The sequence below is a fragment of the Bradyrhizobium sp. USDA 3650 genome (genome assembly GCF_054057395.1).
Genome location: NZ_JBSRZG010000001.1, coordinates 2,070,664 through 2,084,324 on the forward strand (window position 1 = coordinate 2,070,664; position 13,661 = coordinate 2,084,324).

Consider the following 13,661-nt stretch of genomic DNA (forward strand, 5'->3'; position numbering starts at 1 on the left):
CATTGCCTATGGCGTGCACGATGCGGCAATCTCGCCTGCGGCCATCCTTCGAGACGCCCGCCTGCGGCGGGCCCTCAGGATGAGGTCGTGTTTCGCGGCAAAGATACCGTGCCCTTCCTCGCTAGACGATGCCGCCTTGCCGGAGCGCCGCGATCGCGGCCTTGTCGTAGCCGAGCTCGGTCAGGATAAGATCGGTATGCTCGCCGAGCGTGGGCGGGCGCGTCGCGATTTCGCCGGGCGTTTCCGACAGGCGGACGGCGGCGCGTGCCACCGGTGCGGGCTTCGGCAGGCCGGGATAGTCGACGTCCTGCATGAAGCCGGCGGCGCGGATGTGCGGATGATCCAGCGCCTGCTGCGGGCTCAGCACGGGGCCGGTCGGAATCATGGCCTTGCCCAGGGTGTCGACGGCCTCCTGCGTGGTGCGCTCGGCGCACCAGCGCGCCATCCGCTCGCTGATCACAGGGCCGTTGTTGCCGCGGCTGATGTCGTCGGCAAAGCGCGGATCGTTCAGCCAGACCTCCTCTTCGCCCATGAGCCTGGCCCAGCGCTTGAACAGCGGATGCCCCGTGACCTGGCACAGCACCCAGCCGTCCCTGGTGCGGTAGATGTCGGCGGGCGCCGCGGTCTGGCCGAGATTGCCTGTCGGCACCCGATTGACGTTGATGACGGCCTGCTCGATCAGCGTGGCATTGGTGAAGGACAAGGCGGTTGCGAGCAATGCGCCCTCGACGATCTGCCCACGCCCGGATTTGCCGCGCTCGATCAGCGCGGCGAGCGTGCCGAACGCGCAATGCAGCGCCGTCCCGAAATCGACCCAGTTGACCGCGGCCCGGTAGGGCGGATCGCCGGCGCCGGTCATGTACACCGAGCCTGACATGACCTGGCCGACGCCGTCGAAGCCGACGCGGTCGGACCATGGCCCCGGCCCGCCGAACGCGGTGGCCGTCGTCAGGATGATGTCCGGCTTGATCGCCTTGAGCGAATCGTAGTCGAGCTTCATCGCGCGCAAGGTCTGCGGCGGCAAATTGGCGACGACCACGTCCGCGGTCGCAATCAGCCGGCGCATCACCTCCTGCCCTTCCGGCTTCATCGGATCGAGCGTGAGGCACTTCTTGTTGCGGTTGACCTGAAGAAACAGCGCGCCTTCGCCATTTTCGCCCACCGGCGCCACGAAGCGGTCCTCGCTGCCGTCGCGCTTCTCCACGCGAATGACCTCGGCGCCGTATTCGGCCAGCAAGGTCGCGCAATAGGGCCCCGCGATATAGCGCCCGAAATCGAGAACCCGGACGCCGTCCAGAACCCCTCCCATCGATCTCTTTCCTTCGTGCTTTTTGTCAGCTTACAGGGATTGGCATTGGCGGCAAGGTGGCAACGGACGCCATGCCGCTACCCTCGAGATGTGATCCGCGAATCATTTCGACTGGCGGAAATTGTGCTCTAGTATGGACCTGTCCCTCCCCCATCAGAGCCCCGTCCATGCCGCAACAATTCGATCGATCCAAAGAAGATCTCGGCAACGCGATCCATTTCGAGCACGTCAATATCCAGGTCCCGGACCAGCGCCTCGCCACGCTGTTCTATGTCGCAGGCCTCGGGCTCACCCGCGATCCCTTTCTGATGGTGTCCGACACCAATATGTGGATCAACGCCGGACGGAGCCAGTTTCATTTGCCGAGCGGCCGGCCGCAGGTGCTGCGCGGTCATGTCGGGCTGGTCATCGCGGGCCGCGAGGCGCTGCTGGCGCGATTGGCGTCGGTCGCCAAAAAGCTCGAGGGTACCGCGTTCGCCTTCGCCGAGCACAACGACCATGTCGAAGCGATTTGTCCGTGGGGCAACCGCTTGCGCTGCTACGAGCCCGACGCGGCGCGCTTCGGCCGCGTCGCGCTCGGCATCCCCTATGTCGAGTTCGACGTACCGGTGGGATCCGCCGCGCGCATCTGTGCCTTCTACCCCGAGATCATGGGCATGCCATCCGAGTTGCGGAACGGCGACGGCGCGGTTGCCGCCGTGAAGACGGGCCGCGACCAGCATCTGTTGTTTCGCGAGACCGATCGGCCGCAAGGTGACTATGACGGCCACCATGTGCAGATGTACATCACCGACTTTTCCGGCCCGTATCGCAAGCTGCTGGCGCGCGATCTGATCTCGCGCGAGGACAATCAATATCAGTACCGCTTCTGCGACATCGTCGATCTCGACAGCGGTAAACCGCTGTTCACGGTCGAGCACGAGGTGCGCAGCGCCACCCATCCGATGTTCATGCGGCCGATGGTCAATCGCAATCCGGCGCTGAACAATCGCAACTACGCATCCGGCCACGATCAATCGCTTTGGGCGATGGGGCCGGACCAGTATGAGGGATAGGCGATAACCAAGTCCCGGCCTGGCCGCAGCAACGTCGGAATGACCGAAGTCGCGGCCGGGCGGCTCCGCTGAGTGGAGCCGCCACATGTTGCGTGCGCTCCGGTGGGACGGGCATGCCCCACCTTTCGCATCAGACGGGTGAGCGTCCCGTCAGAAGTGGACCTCGGTGCGCATGCCAAGAACCACGGCGTTGTCGGTCTTCACGCCCACGGCGTTATAGCCGCGCCCGCCGGGATTGATGACATACTGGGCGTCGAACTTGAGGTTCAGCCAGCCGGTCGCCTGCCATCCGTACCAGACTTCGAGCGGCACTTCGTTGCCGCCGGCGTTGGGACTGAGGGCAGCCGTGTTCACGTGGGTCGTGCCGACCGCGAAGCCGACTTCGTCCTGGGGGCGCCAGGAGAACGTTCCAGTATGCCTGAAGCCGAGGGCGATCTGGTAATCCTGATACGACGTCCGGTGATCGGCGACGGTGGTGTTGAGGAAGGTATACCAACCCTGCGCGCCCGGACCCTCGACGGTCAACCGCTGCAGGATCGACTCGTAAACACCGAAGCGGCCGCGTTGATCGCTGATATTTTGATCCGGGACGCCACCGACGCCCGGGATGGTGCTGATGACACCGGGAAGACCGCCATCAATGGAGGAGGCGCTGTCGTACCAGCCGCCAAGTCTCCAGGTCCCGGTCAAGGGCCCCTTCGGCGCCCAGACCAGCTCCACCGGCACCATCACGCCGCTGGCGCGATTCGAGGCGGGAATGCCGGGCAGGAAGTAGACGCCCGGGTCCGACGTCGTCAGGTAACCCGGATTGGCATCGTAGACACCGACCGACACCGTGAATTCCGGCGCGATCTTGTAATGCACGACACCGGCCCACTGGCTCACCGGCCAGTTGTAGATGTAGCCACCCTGGATGTTGCCGGGCTGACCGCCGCAGAAGGTCAGGTTGATGAACTCGCAGAGACCGAAGAAGAAATCGGAGCCGACCGGAAGACGGCCGCCCTTGAGTTCAAGGCGGTCATCGAAAAGCTTCTGCGAATAATAGAGCTGCGTCAGGCGCAGAATATTGCCGCGGCCGAACACTTCGTTGGTCAGCTGCAGGGCGGGAATGTCCGCTTCGGTATTCAGGTTCTTGCCGAAGCGGTCGACCAGCGTGAGACCGACGGTGCCGCCGGGGATGCCGGCGAGTTTTCCCATATCCAGCTTCGCGCCGAACCACAATTGACCGGCGTTGGCTGCGGTGTTCCTGCTTCCACCCGAGAGGTTGCCGACGGATTCGTTGCCGAGCGTCAGGCCCAGCTCGATGCCCTGTTCCTTCAGCCTGGTCCTGCCGAGATCGCCGAACAGATACGGCCGCGTCCAGAAATCGTCAGCCGTACCATACGGAACAGGTGCAGCTTTCGTCGAAAAATCGGCCGCATATACTCCACCGCAAAACAGCGATGAGAAAGCAATCCCCACACCGCACACCCCTGCGGTGTTTATAAACCTGCGCAACATTTTACTCGTCCTCCCGCCGTCTCAGGCTTTGCTTGTTTCGCCTCACGTCCCTGCCCAAAGCCCTCGAGCCTGGAACGCACTCCCTCCCCAGCGGCCGCCGACTAGGCAGCCTTGTGTTAACTGGAGCCTGGATCCGTCATGGCCGATCACCCGCTCTCGCCGGCAATGCATCCGTGGCGCGCGGTGACGCGCCTTGGACTTGCTCCGCCAATGTCGATTTCGGCGTGGCGCGAGCGACGCCGGCCAGCGCCAGCTTGCGCCGCCGTCGCGCCTGCAATTGCTGATCCGCCAACACGCCGATCAGAATGACCGTGCCCATCACCGCGAAGTTCAGCGAGTTGGGAATGCCCAGGATGTTCACCAGGTTCTGCAACACCTGCAGCAGCGCCGTGCCCAGCACGATACCGAGAATGGATCCCTCGCCGCCGCGCAGGCTGCACCCGCCCAGGACGGCGGCCGCGATCGCGTAGAGCTCGTAGAAATTGCCGAAGGAGCTCGGCGAGACCGAGTTCGTGTAGAACACGAACAAGACCGTCGAAACTCCGGCGAGCCCGCCGCTGATGATATAGGCGGTTGCGATCACGAAGTTTGTGTTGATGCCCGAGAAGCGCGCGGCTTCCTCGTTTTTGCCGACGGCATAAAGCCAGCGCCCGTAGACCGAGCGGTGCAGCAGCACGCCGAGGATCAGCGCAAGCATGATCAGGAGGATGAAGGTGTTCGGGATTCCCGCCACATTGCCCGAAGCGATGTTGCTCAGTGTCGCCGCCTCGTCGCCGTAACCGAAGCCGCGGGTCGAATCGCTCGTGTAGTAGCGGGCGGCGCCGCGATAGATCAGCAAGCCACACAGCGTCACGATGAAGGGCTGCATCTTCAGCCGGGTGATCAGGAACCCCTGGATGCCGCCAAGCACCAGCCCGCCCAGCAGCACGGCCGCGAGCGCCAGGGGCCACGGCACCTCGTAGGTCGTCAGAAGGTCGACGAACACGACGCCGAGCAGCGCAAACATCGAGCCGAGCGACAGGTCGATGCCGCCGGTGATGATCACGAGCCCCTCGCCGAGCGCGAACACACCGAACAGGCCGATCAGATTGGCCATGTTCAAGAGGTTCACCAGCGACAGGAAGGCGGGATTGATCGCGCCCGTGATGGCGGCGATCACCACCAGCAGCAATCCCAGACCGAGCTCTTTCCTGATCATGGCGCGGCCGCTTCCGCGGTTTCGAGCGCCTGGCCCATGGCCAGTCGCAATACGTTGTATTCGCTGAACTGCTCCCGCTCGAGCACGCCGCTGACGCCGCCTTCATGCATGACCGCCACGCGGTCGGAGACGCCGATGACTTCCTCCATGTCCGAGGAGATCATCACGATCGCGACGCCCTGGTCGGCAAGCTCGCGCATCAACGCGTAGATCTCGCCCTTGGCGCCGACGTCGATGCCGCGGGTCGGCTCGTCGAAGAACATCACGCGCGGCTGCATGGACAGCCATTTGCCGAGCACGACCTTCTGCTGGTTGCCGCCGGAGAGCGTCACCACCTCCATGTCGATGCTCGGCGCCTTGATGGAGAGACGCCTGACCTGCTCTTTCGCGACCTTGCGCTCGGCTGCGCCGCTGACCAGCCACATCCGCGCATGATCCAACAGGCTCGCCAGCGTCATGTTCTCGCGGATCGGCAATTCCAGCACGAGCCCGGATTTCTTGCGGTCCTCCGGCACCAGATAGATGCCTTGGCTGATCGCGTCGCGCGGCGATGCGACAGCGACCGGTGCGTTGTCGATCCTGATCTCGCCGCCCAGCAGCGGGTCAATGCCAAACGCTGCGCGGGCGAGAGAAGTGCGGCCGGCGCCCACGAGCCCCGCCAGGCCCAGGATCTCGCCATGCCGTACGGAAAGATCAACCTGCCGGTCGGGGAAGGCTGATGTCACGACGCCGACGATATCGCAACCGCCCGGCTGCGGCGCGTGTTTCGGCGGGGTATGCAGCGCTTTCAGGTCGCGGCCGATCATCAGCCGGATCATTGCGGCGTGGCTCAGCTGGTCCCGCGCCAACTCGCCAACAGTGCGCCCGTCGCGCAGCACGACGACGCGGTCAGCGCAGGTCATGATCTCGCCGAGCCGGTGAGAGATGTAGATCACCGAAATGCCGTGCGCCTTCAGATCGACAATCACTTCCAGCAGCCGTTCCGTCTCCGAAATCGTCAGGCTGGAGGTCGGCTCGTCCATGATAATCACGCGGGCGTCGATCGAGAGTGCCTTGGCGATCTCCACCATTTGACGCTCGGCGATGGAGAGGTCTTCGACCAGCGTGTCCGGGGTGAAATCGGCGCCGAGCCGCTCCAGCAGCGGCGTCACGCGATCACGCATCTCGGCATTGTCCACCAGCTTCAGCGGCCCGCCCATCAGCTTCTCGCGGCCGATGAACACGTTGGCTGCGACGTCGAGATTTTCGAACAGGTTCAGTTCCTGGTGCACGAAGGCGATGCCGGCCTGCGTCGCCTCGGTCACCGTCACACGTGCGTGGTCGGTGCCGCCGATGCGGATCACGCCCTCGCTCGGCGCGATCACGCCGCCGAGCACGCGCATCAGCGTCGACTTGCCGGCGCCGTTCTCGCCGATCAGGCCCACGACCTCGCCGCGATCCACGCGCAAACTGACGTCATCGAGCGCCATGACCCCGGGATAGGATTTGCTGATCCCGGCGAGTTCGAACAGGATTTCCGCCATTCATTTCCTCCCGCACGACGCCCGGCGGACATGCCGCCGGGCGCCTGAAACTCACTTCTTGAGGAGGTTCTTCATGTCTGCGGTGAACGCCGCGACGTTGGCCTTGCTGATCACCTTGGTCGGCACGATCAGCTTGCCGCCCGCCGGGATCCAGGACTTGTCGCCGTTCAGCGTCTTGATGATGTTGGTGGCGGAGAGATAGCCGAACTCGTAGGGCTGCTGCACCACGGTCGATTCGATCGTGCCGTCGGAAACACCCCGCAGCGTGCGCTGGTCCTCGTCGAAACCGACGATCTTCACCTTGCCGGCCTTGCCCGCCGCCTTGACCGCGTCATAGATCAGCGGTGTCTCGTAGCTCCAAAGCCCGGACAACAGTGCGATGTCGGGATATTTGACCAGCACGTTCTCCATGTTCGCCTTGGCCTTGGCGAAGTCCACCTGGTCGGTGAACACGTCGACCAGCTCGACCTTGGTGCCGGCGATCGCGTCCTTGATGCCCTGCACCCGCTCGCGGGCATTGTCCGCGTCCATCGTGCCGACGAACAGCGCGATCTTGCCGCCGTTCGGCAGCGCCTTCTTGATCTCCTCGCCCGCTTGCCGTCCGGCCGCGACGTTGTCGGTGCCGATATAAGCGAGCCGATTGCTCTGCGGCGCGTCGCTGTCCGTCGTGATCAGCACGGTCTTGGCCGCAACCTTGTTGAGCTCTTCGGTCGCGTGCGGCGCATCGTCGACCGAGATCGAGATACCGGCGACGCCGCGCACCAGCAGGTCGTCCAGCTCGCGCCGCTGGCCCGCCGCGGTCGCCTCGTTCGTGACGATCAACTGGATGTCGTATTCCGGGTGCTCCTTCTGAGCCTTCTCGAGCCCGCGGCCGGCGATGGTCCAGAAATCGGCCGCGGCATTGGTCACCAGCGCGATGGTCTTTTTCTGCTGGGCCTGCGCCGCCCCCGTAGCGACCGCGAGCGCAGCTGCGGTCGCAAACAGCGACACCATGAGTTTCTTCATCGATCCGTTCATGTACACCTCCCTTGGTCACCCCCGTTCGGGGGTTTCACAGCGCTTATGCGCCATCTTTTATTTACGTCGCGAACAAATGCCGCAGGGCAAAACAGCCGGATCAGGATGTACTTGCCCCTTCTTCAAGTCTAAATAGTACAGATGGTACGATAATAGTAAATATGGCTGCTGAAAACCGAATCCGATTGTGCTTTTCCGGTTACACCGGCATCTCGTCCCCTCCATTAAATTTACCTGATGAATTAAATAGGCAGCATGGTTGACCAAATTGAGCCGTCCAGACGCATGTCGAACACGGCCCGCGAATCCAACCGCGGCCGGCTCGTCGACGTCTTGCGACGCCAGGGGCCGCTGCCACGCGTCGCGCTCGCCCGCAGTACAGGCCTGAGCTTCCCGGCCGTTTCCGGCCTGACGTCGCGGCTGATCGCGGAAGAGCTGCTGTGCGAGACCGAGACGGCGGCAACGCCGTGGTCCGAGGATGGCGAGGAAGAGGATGCGGACGGGCCGAATGGCCGTCGCCGCGGCCGGCCGGCCGTGCTGCTGACCCTGAACCCGGAGTTCGGGCGCATCGTCGCGATCTCGGTCCGCATGAACCTGATCGAGACGCTGATCGCGGATTTCCGCGGCTCCGGCGTGGCGCAGTCGCGACTTGCACTGTCGACGCGCGCGCTCGATGCAGCCGCGCTGCGCGATCTCGTGATCGCGCAGATCAATGCGCTGCTCGATGCGACGGCGACGCCGCGCCATCGGCTGTTGGGAATCGGGATTGCGCTGCAAGGCATCGTGAACGTCGACACCGGCACGACATTGTGGAGCCCCGCGCTGTCGATCACCGAAGTCGATCTGGCGACGCCGATACGTCAGGCGTTCGGCGTCGATGTCGTGATGGCGAACGACGCTGTCGCGGTCGCGCTCGCCCTCACGGCCGCCGAACCGGCATTGGCGCAAGGCCTCTCGGCCACGATCATGGTCGGTCACGGCATCGGGATGGGCGTCGTTGCAGACGGTGAAGCACGTTGGGGCGCCGGCAGCGAGATCGGCCATGTCAAGCTGGCGCCGGACGGCCCGCAATGCCGCTGCGGCCAGCGCGGCTGTATCGAGGCTTATCTCGCCGATTATGCGCTCTATCGCGACGCCCGCACTTTTCTCGATCTGCCGCCGGCGGACTCGCAGCAGCCGTCCGAGGGGCAGATGGCCCTGTTGCGCGAGCGCGCGCTGGGCGGCGATCCACGTCTCGAGCACCTATTCCTGCAGGCGGGTCGCGCGCTGGCGGAGGCGGTCGCCGCAACGATATCGGTGCTGCGGCCGCACCATGTCATCCTGGCGGGTCCAGGCCTGATGGCATTCGACATGATGCGCCACGCCTATGAAGAGCGGCTCGAGCAGTCGGTGTTGCCATGGCTGCTCAGGTCCACGGCGATCCATCTGCGTCCAAGCGAGTCGACGGTCATTGTCGAGGGCATGGTGCGACGGACGCTGCGGGTCGTGGACCAAAACCACATGGAAGCGACCGAGTAAGCGCCGCGAGCTAAGCGCTGGCTGGGGCGGGAGGGATCGAACCTCCGAATGGCGGAATCAAAATCCGCTGCCTTACCACTTGGCTACGCCCCATCAGGCCCTGGGGAACGGCGGCGACAGGAGCGTCCGCGGATTCCCTCGAGTGGTGCCGGTCTATAGGGAGAGGCGCGGCATTTCAACCGCCCGGAGGGGCAAAATACCACAGGCGCCGGTGGCGCGGCGCCATGCCTGATATGGGCGCTACGCCCCCCGCTCCCGACAGCAGCTCCGCCACCCCTCCTGACAGTTGAGACCTCCGCCGTTTCATGGGAATACGACGCCAAGACCTGTCTCTCCGGGAGTGAGCCATGACCTACCGCGCGCCGATCTCTGACATGCTGCTGTCGCTCAACCACGGCGCCGGCCTGAAGGCTGCCATGGAGGCCGGCCATTACGGCGATTTCGACGGCGATATCGTGAGCGCCGTGCTGGAGGAAGCCGGCAAGTTCGCAACCGACGTGCTGGCGCCGCTGAACAAGGTCGGCGACGAGCACGGCATCAAGCTCAGCGACGGCAAGGTCACGACCGCGCCGGGCTGGCCGGATGCCTACAAGCGCTGGACCGAGGGCGGCTGGAACGCGGTCTCCGGCCCTGAGGATTTCGGCGGCCAGGGCCTACCGCTCGCGATCAACGCCGCCTGCACCGAGATCTGGAGTGCCGCCAACGTCGCCTTCGGCCTCTGCCCGCTGCTGACCGCGTCGGCGATGGAGGCGCTGGACGCGCACGGCAGCGACGCATTGAAGAAGATCTATCTCGAGAAGCTCGTCTCCGGCGAATGGACCGGCACGATGCAGCTGACCGAGCCGCAGGCCGGCTCCGATGTCGGCGCGCTGCGCACCCGCGCCGAGAAGCAGGCCGACGGCACCTATCGCATCAAGGGGACGAAGATCTTCATCACCTATGGCGAGCACGACATGACCGACAACATCGTGCATTTCGTGCTGGCGCGCCTGCCGGACGCGCCCGCCGGCACCAAGGGGATATCGCTGTTCCTCGTTCCCAAATTCATGGTGAACGAAGACGGCTCGCTCGGTGCGCGCAACGACATTTTTGCCTCTGGCGTCGAGCACAAGCTCGGCATGCATGCCTCCCCCACCTGCACCATGACCATGGGCGATCATGGCGGCGCGATCGGCTTCCTGGTCGGCGAAGAGAACCAGGGCATGCGCTGCATGTTCACGATGATGAACCAGGCCCGCCTCGGCGTCGGCCTCGAAGGCGTCGGTGTCGCCGATCGCGCCTATCAGCAGGCATTATCGTACGCACAAGAGCGCAAGCAGGGCCGCGCCCTCGGCAACAAGGGTGACGGCTCCGATCCGATCTTCGTGCATCCCGACGTCAAGCGCATGCTGATGCGGATGCGGGCACAGACCGCGGCGGCGCGCACCATCTGCTATGCGACCGCGGTCGCGATCGACGTCTCGACACGCGCCAGGGATCCGAAGGTCCGCGCCGACGCTGCCGCGCGCGCGGCGCTGCTGACGCCGATGGCCAAGGGCTATTCCACCGATATCGGCAACGAGGTCGCCTATCTCGGCGTGCAGGTGCATGGTGGGATGGGCTTCATCGAGGAGACCGGCGCGGCGCAGCACTATCGCGATGCCCGCATCACCGCGATCTACGAGGGCACCAACGGCATCCAGGCCATCGACCTCGTCACGCGAAAACTCGCGGCCAATGGCGGCGCGGCGGTGTGGGCGCTGCTCGACGAGCTCTCGGCCATCGTGAAGCAGGTCGAAGCCTCCAACGATCCCGCCTTCGGCACCACGGGCGTGAAATTGCGCGAGGCACTGGAGGCGCTGACGCGCACCAGCAAATGGCTGCTGGAGCGGGTTGCGTCCGCGCCGAACGAGGCGCTGGCCGGCGCGACGCCGTATCTGCAGCAGTTCGGCGCCACGCTGGGCGGCTGCATGCTGGCGTCCGAAGCGCTCGCCGCGAAATCCGATGGCATCACGGACGCCGCGCGCTACGTCTCGCTGGCGCGCTTCTTCGCCGAGAACATCGCCGTGCAGGCCGGCGCGCTCGAGCGCACCGTGACGGAGAGCGCGGAGTCGGTCGCGGCGGCGGATGCGGTGCTGTTGGGGTAGCTGGGACGCGTAGCCTGGATGGAGCGCAGCGCAGTCCGGAGCCGTCATTGCTGGTGACACGAATCCCGGATTGCGCTGCGCTCCATCCGGGCTACGAAGCCGCGAGCTTCGTACGTCTCCCCGGCCGCCACAGCACAACGGCCGCCGCCACCAGATCTAGCACCACGCACATCGCAAACGCGCTCGTGTAATCGCCGGTTACGCTGCGCACGAGACCGACGATCCCGGGGCCGAAGGCGCTGACGATGCCGCTGATCGAGGTGCCCAGTCCCATCGCGGCGGCGAAGGCGCTGGCGCCGATCTCGCGCTGGATGATCAAAGGCGGGAACGTGATCATGTTGCCGATCGAGAAACCGTAGACGGCGCAGCACACGAGCAGCACGGTCGGGTTCGTGCTTTGCAGAAGCACGAACAGAGCCGCCGCCTGGCTCGTCATCGATGCCGCGCAGGCGAGCCGCGGATCGAGCCGATCCACGAACAGGCCGAGCGACAGGCGCCCGACCACCGCCATCGCCGCCATGATGGTGACGGCAAGGCCCGCACTGGCGCGGCCGATCAGCGGTTCGAGGAACGTCACCTGGTGGATGATGAATCCCATCTGCGCCAGCAGCGCGATCGCGATCGGCAGCACCATGGTCCAGAACGCCGCGTTGGCGAGCAGCGTCTTGCGCGAGTGAACCGCAGGCAAGGCGGTGCCGCCATCGAATGAATCCCCGCCCGGCGTCGGCGGCATTTCGGTGCGCCAACCGGTGAAGATGACCACCACCGGCAGCACCAGCACCACCATCGCCAGGGTGGCCGCCAGCATCGCGGAACGGAAGCCGATGCTGCCGCTCAGCGTCAGCAGCAGCGGCACGAGCACGATGCCGCCGCAGGTCGCGCCGTTGTAGGCGAGGCTGAGCGCGAGCCCGCGGCGCCGTTCGAACCAGGAATTCAGCACGGTCGCGATCACCACCGTGCCCATGCCGGTCCAGCCGACCGACATCAGGGCATAGGCGAGATAGAGCTGCCAGGGCGTCTGCAACAGCGCCAGCAGCACCGTCGAAGCGCCGAGCGCCGACAGGCCGCACAGGATCAACGACCGCAGCCCGATGCGGGCGAGCAGATCGTCGGTGAAGATGACGAGCACGGCAGTCAGGAGAAAGGAGAAGGTGCTGGCCGCGGAGACCAGCGTGCCCGGCCAGCCATGGGCGCGCTGCAGTTCGGCGAGATAGACGCCCTGGCCGTACAGGCCGAAGCCGAACATGAAGAAAGCCATCAGGAAGCAGGCCAGCACGACGCGCCAGCCGCGGTAGTGCAGCGAAGATTCGTCAACACGCGTGGCGGCAATCATCAATCGGGCAATCGGCCAAATGGAGCGGCGCGAGGCGATCGTGCACCACAACCAGGGGTTTTTCAAATGAAAAAGGTAGCTGATTGTTGCAACGCGCAGCACGGCGAGGAGCGTGATGCGCCCGTCTCACGCGAATTCGGTCTCCAAAAGGTCGAGCCAGCGCATTGGCACGCCTGCAAGATGATGTAGGCTGACGTTTCGCGAGTCTAGCCAATGTCAGTGTCGCGGCGACCGCAGGGGCCCCTTCATGCCGAATGGCAACATCATCGTCACCGAAGAGCGCGGAACGCGCGTGATCACCCTGCGTCGCCCGAGCAAGAAGAACGCGATCACGCAGGACATGTATCGGGAGATGAGCCGCGCGATCGACACCGCGCAGAACAATCCCGACATCCGCTGCATGATCATCACCGGCGGCTCCGGCGTGTTCACCGCCGGCGACGACATCGACGATTTCATGCACGCCGACACGTCGCGCCCCGAGACGCTGTCCGACGGCGCGAAGTTTCTCTATTCGCTCGCACTCAACGCCAAGCCGGTGATCGCGGCCGTGGACGGCGCGTCGATCGGCATGGGCACCGTGATGCTGTTCCATTGCGACTATGTGCTGGCCTCGAACGCGGCGACCTTCTCCGCGCCCTACATCCATCTCGGATTGGTGCCGGTCGGCGCGTCCAGTCTCTTGATGCCGAACACGATGGGCTACCAGCGCGCCTTCGCCATGCTGGTGATGGGACGGACTTTTACGGCCGCCGAAGCGCATGCCGCCGGCTTCGTCAACACCGTGGTCTCGCCGGGGCATACCGAGGTCGAGGCGCGCAAGGTGGCGCGCGATATCTGCCGGCTCCCCGCCGAAGCGGTCGCGACCTCGCGCAAACTGCTGCGCGTGGCGTCCGAGGAGCTCACCCGCCGCATCGATCAGGAGGCCCATTTGTTCGGTGAGCGGCTGAAGTCGGAAGAAGCCACCGCCGCCTTCAACGCGTTTGCGAACAGGAAGAAGAAAAAATAGGGTGCCGTCCGGCGCATCGCCGCGGAATGACGGCGAGAACTTTCGTGAAATCTTCTTGCGGAACGACTAGTCT

Annotated in this window: 10 protein-coding genes and 1 tRNA gene; 4 read left to right on the plus strand and 7 right to left on the minus strand. The window is 64.9% G+C overall.

The genetic code is table 11. The features are described from left to right. Positions 1–121: 121 nt before the first annotated feature. Positions 122–1,309 (minus strand): CaiB/BaiF CoA transferase family protein, encoded by a 1,188-nt coding sequence (locus tag ACVIN2_RS09805; protein WP_456765464.1) that lies wholly within the window; start codon positions 1,307–1,309, stop codon positions 122–124. Between the two features lie 167 nt (positions 1,310–1,476). Here ACVIN2_RS09805 and ACVIN2_RS09810 point away from each other — a divergent pair, with 167 nt between their 5' ends. Continuing rightward, positions 1,477–2,364, plus strand: a complete 888-nt coding sequence (locus tag ACVIN2_RS09810) for a VOC family protein (RefSeq protein ID WP_456765465.1) — start codon at positions 1,477–1,479, stop codon at positions 2,362–2,364. Positions 2,365–2,514: 150 nt separating this feature from the next. On the opposite strand, the gene ACVIN2_RS09815 is transcribed toward ACVIN2_RS09810, so the two are convergent. The 4 genes from ACVIN2_RS09815 to ACVIN2_RS09830 all read right to left on the minus strand — a co-directional run bounded on the left by ACVIN2_RS09815 (position 2,515) and on the right by ACVIN2_RS09830 (position 7,602). Next, complete coding sequence (locus ACVIN2_RS09815; RefSeq protein ID WP_456765466.1) at positions 2,515–3,864, minus strand: carbohydrate porin; 1,350 nt, start codon at positions 3,862–3,864, stop codon at positions 2,515–2,517. A gap of 136 nt (positions 3,865–4,000) precedes the next feature. Further along, positions 4,001–5,062: an ABC transporter permease gene (locus ACVIN2_RS09820; RefSeq protein ID WP_456765467.1), complete on the minus strand. Its 1,062-nt coding sequence runs from the start codon at positions 5,060–5,062 to the stop codon at positions 4,001–4,003. Further along, positions 5,059–6,585, minus strand: a complete 1,527-nt coding sequence (locus ACVIN2_RS09825; protein WP_456765468.1) for a sugar ABC transporter ATP-binding protein — start codon at positions 6,583–6,585, stop codon at positions 5,059–5,061. The genes ACVIN2_RS09820 and ACVIN2_RS09825 overlap by 4 nt, the downstream gene beginning before the upstream one ends. A gap of 51 nt (positions 6,586–6,636) precedes the next feature. Further along, positions 6,637–7,602, minus strand: coding sequence for a sugar-binding protein (locus ACVIN2_RS09830; protein ID WP_247430774.1), 966 nt, complete (start codon positions 7,600–7,602; stop codon positions 6,637–6,639). A 255-nt stretch (positions 7,603–7,857) separates the two neighbouring features. On the opposite strand from ACVIN2_RS09830, the gene ACVIN2_RS09835 reads away from it, so the two are divergent. After that, on the plus strand, positions 7,858–9,120 hold the full coding sequence (locus ACVIN2_RS09835; RefSeq protein ID WP_456765469.1) for an ROK family protein: 1,263 nt from the start codon (positions 7,858–7,860) through the stop codon (positions 9,118–9,120). An 18-nt stretch (positions 9,121–9,138) separates the two neighbouring features. Here ACVIN2_RS09835 and ACVIN2_RS09840 read toward each other — a convergent pair. Beyond that, positions 9,139–9,213, minus strand: a tRNA-Gln gene (locus ACVIN2_RS09840). Between the two features lie 254 nt (positions 9,214–9,467). Between ACVIN2_RS09840 and ACVIN2_RS09845 the strand changes: the two genes are divergently transcribed. Further along, complete coding sequence (locus ACVIN2_RS09845; RefSeq protein ID WP_456765470.1) at positions 9,468–11,246, plus strand: acyl-CoA dehydrogenase; 1,779 nt, start codon at positions 9,468–9,470, stop codon at positions 11,244–11,246. 91 nt (positions 11,247–11,337) lie between these two features. Here the strand turns inward: ACVIN2_RS09845 and ACVIN2_RS09850 are convergent, their stop codons facing one another. Continuing rightward, positions 11,338–12,579 (minus strand): MFS transporter, encoded by a 1,242-nt coding sequence (locus ACVIN2_RS09850; RefSeq protein ID WP_456765471.1) that lies wholly within the window; start codon positions 12,577–12,579, stop codon positions 11,338–11,340. Between the two features lie 247 nt (positions 12,580–12,826). Between ACVIN2_RS09850 and ACVIN2_RS09855 the strand changes: the two genes are divergently transcribed. Further along, on the plus strand, positions 12,827–13,588 hold the full coding sequence (locus ACVIN2_RS09855; RefSeq protein WP_027516571.1) for an enoyl-CoA hydratase-related protein: 762 nt from the start codon (positions 12,827–12,829) through the stop codon (positions 13,586–13,588). Positions 13,589–13,661 lie beyond the last annotated feature (73 nt).

What these genes read in the sequence shown, in the direction of transcription:
- ACVIN2_RS09805 (WP_456765464.1), bottom strand. Translation starts at nt 1,309, where the DNA reads ATGGGAGGGGTTCTGGACGGCGTCCGGGTTCTCGATTTCGGGCGCTAT.
- ACVIN2_RS09810 (WP_456765465.1), top strand. Translation starts at nt 1,477, where the DNA reads ATGCCGCAACAATTCGATCGATCCAAAGAAGATCTCGGCAACGCGATC.
- ACVIN2_RS09815 (WP_456765466.1), bottom strand. Translation starts at nt 3,864, where the DNA reads ATGTTGCGCAGGTTTATAAACACCGCAGGGGTGTGCGGTGTGGGGATT.
- ACVIN2_RS09820 (WP_456765467.1), bottom strand. Translation starts at nt 5,062, where the DNA reads ATGATCAGGAAAGAGCTCGGTCTGGGATTGCTGCTGGTGGTGATCGCC.
- ACVIN2_RS09825 (WP_456765468.1), bottom strand. Translation starts at nt 6,585, where the DNA reads ATGGCGGAAATCCTGTTCGAACTCGCCGGGATCAGCAAATCCTATCCC.
- ACVIN2_RS09830 (WP_247430774.1), bottom strand. Translation starts at nt 7,602, where the DNA reads ATGAACGGATCGATGAAGAAACTCATGGTGTCGCTGTTTGCGACCGCA.
- ACVIN2_RS09835 (WP_456765469.1), top strand. Translation starts at nt 7,858, where the DNA reads ATGGTTGACCAAATTGAGCCGTCCAGACGCATGTCGAACACGGCCCGC.
- ACVIN2_RS09845 (WP_456765470.1), top strand. Translation starts at nt 9,468, where the DNA reads ATGACCTACCGCGCGCCGATCTCTGACATGCTGCTGTCGCTCAACCAC.
- ACVIN2_RS09850 (WP_456765471.1), bottom strand. Translation starts at nt 12,579, where the DNA reads ATGATTGCCGCCACGCGTGTTGACGAATCTTCGCTGCACTACCGCGGC.
- ACVIN2_RS09855 (WP_027516571.1), top strand. Translation starts at nt 12,827, where the DNA reads ATGCCGAATGGCAACATCATCGTCACCGAAGAGCGCGGAACGCGCGTG.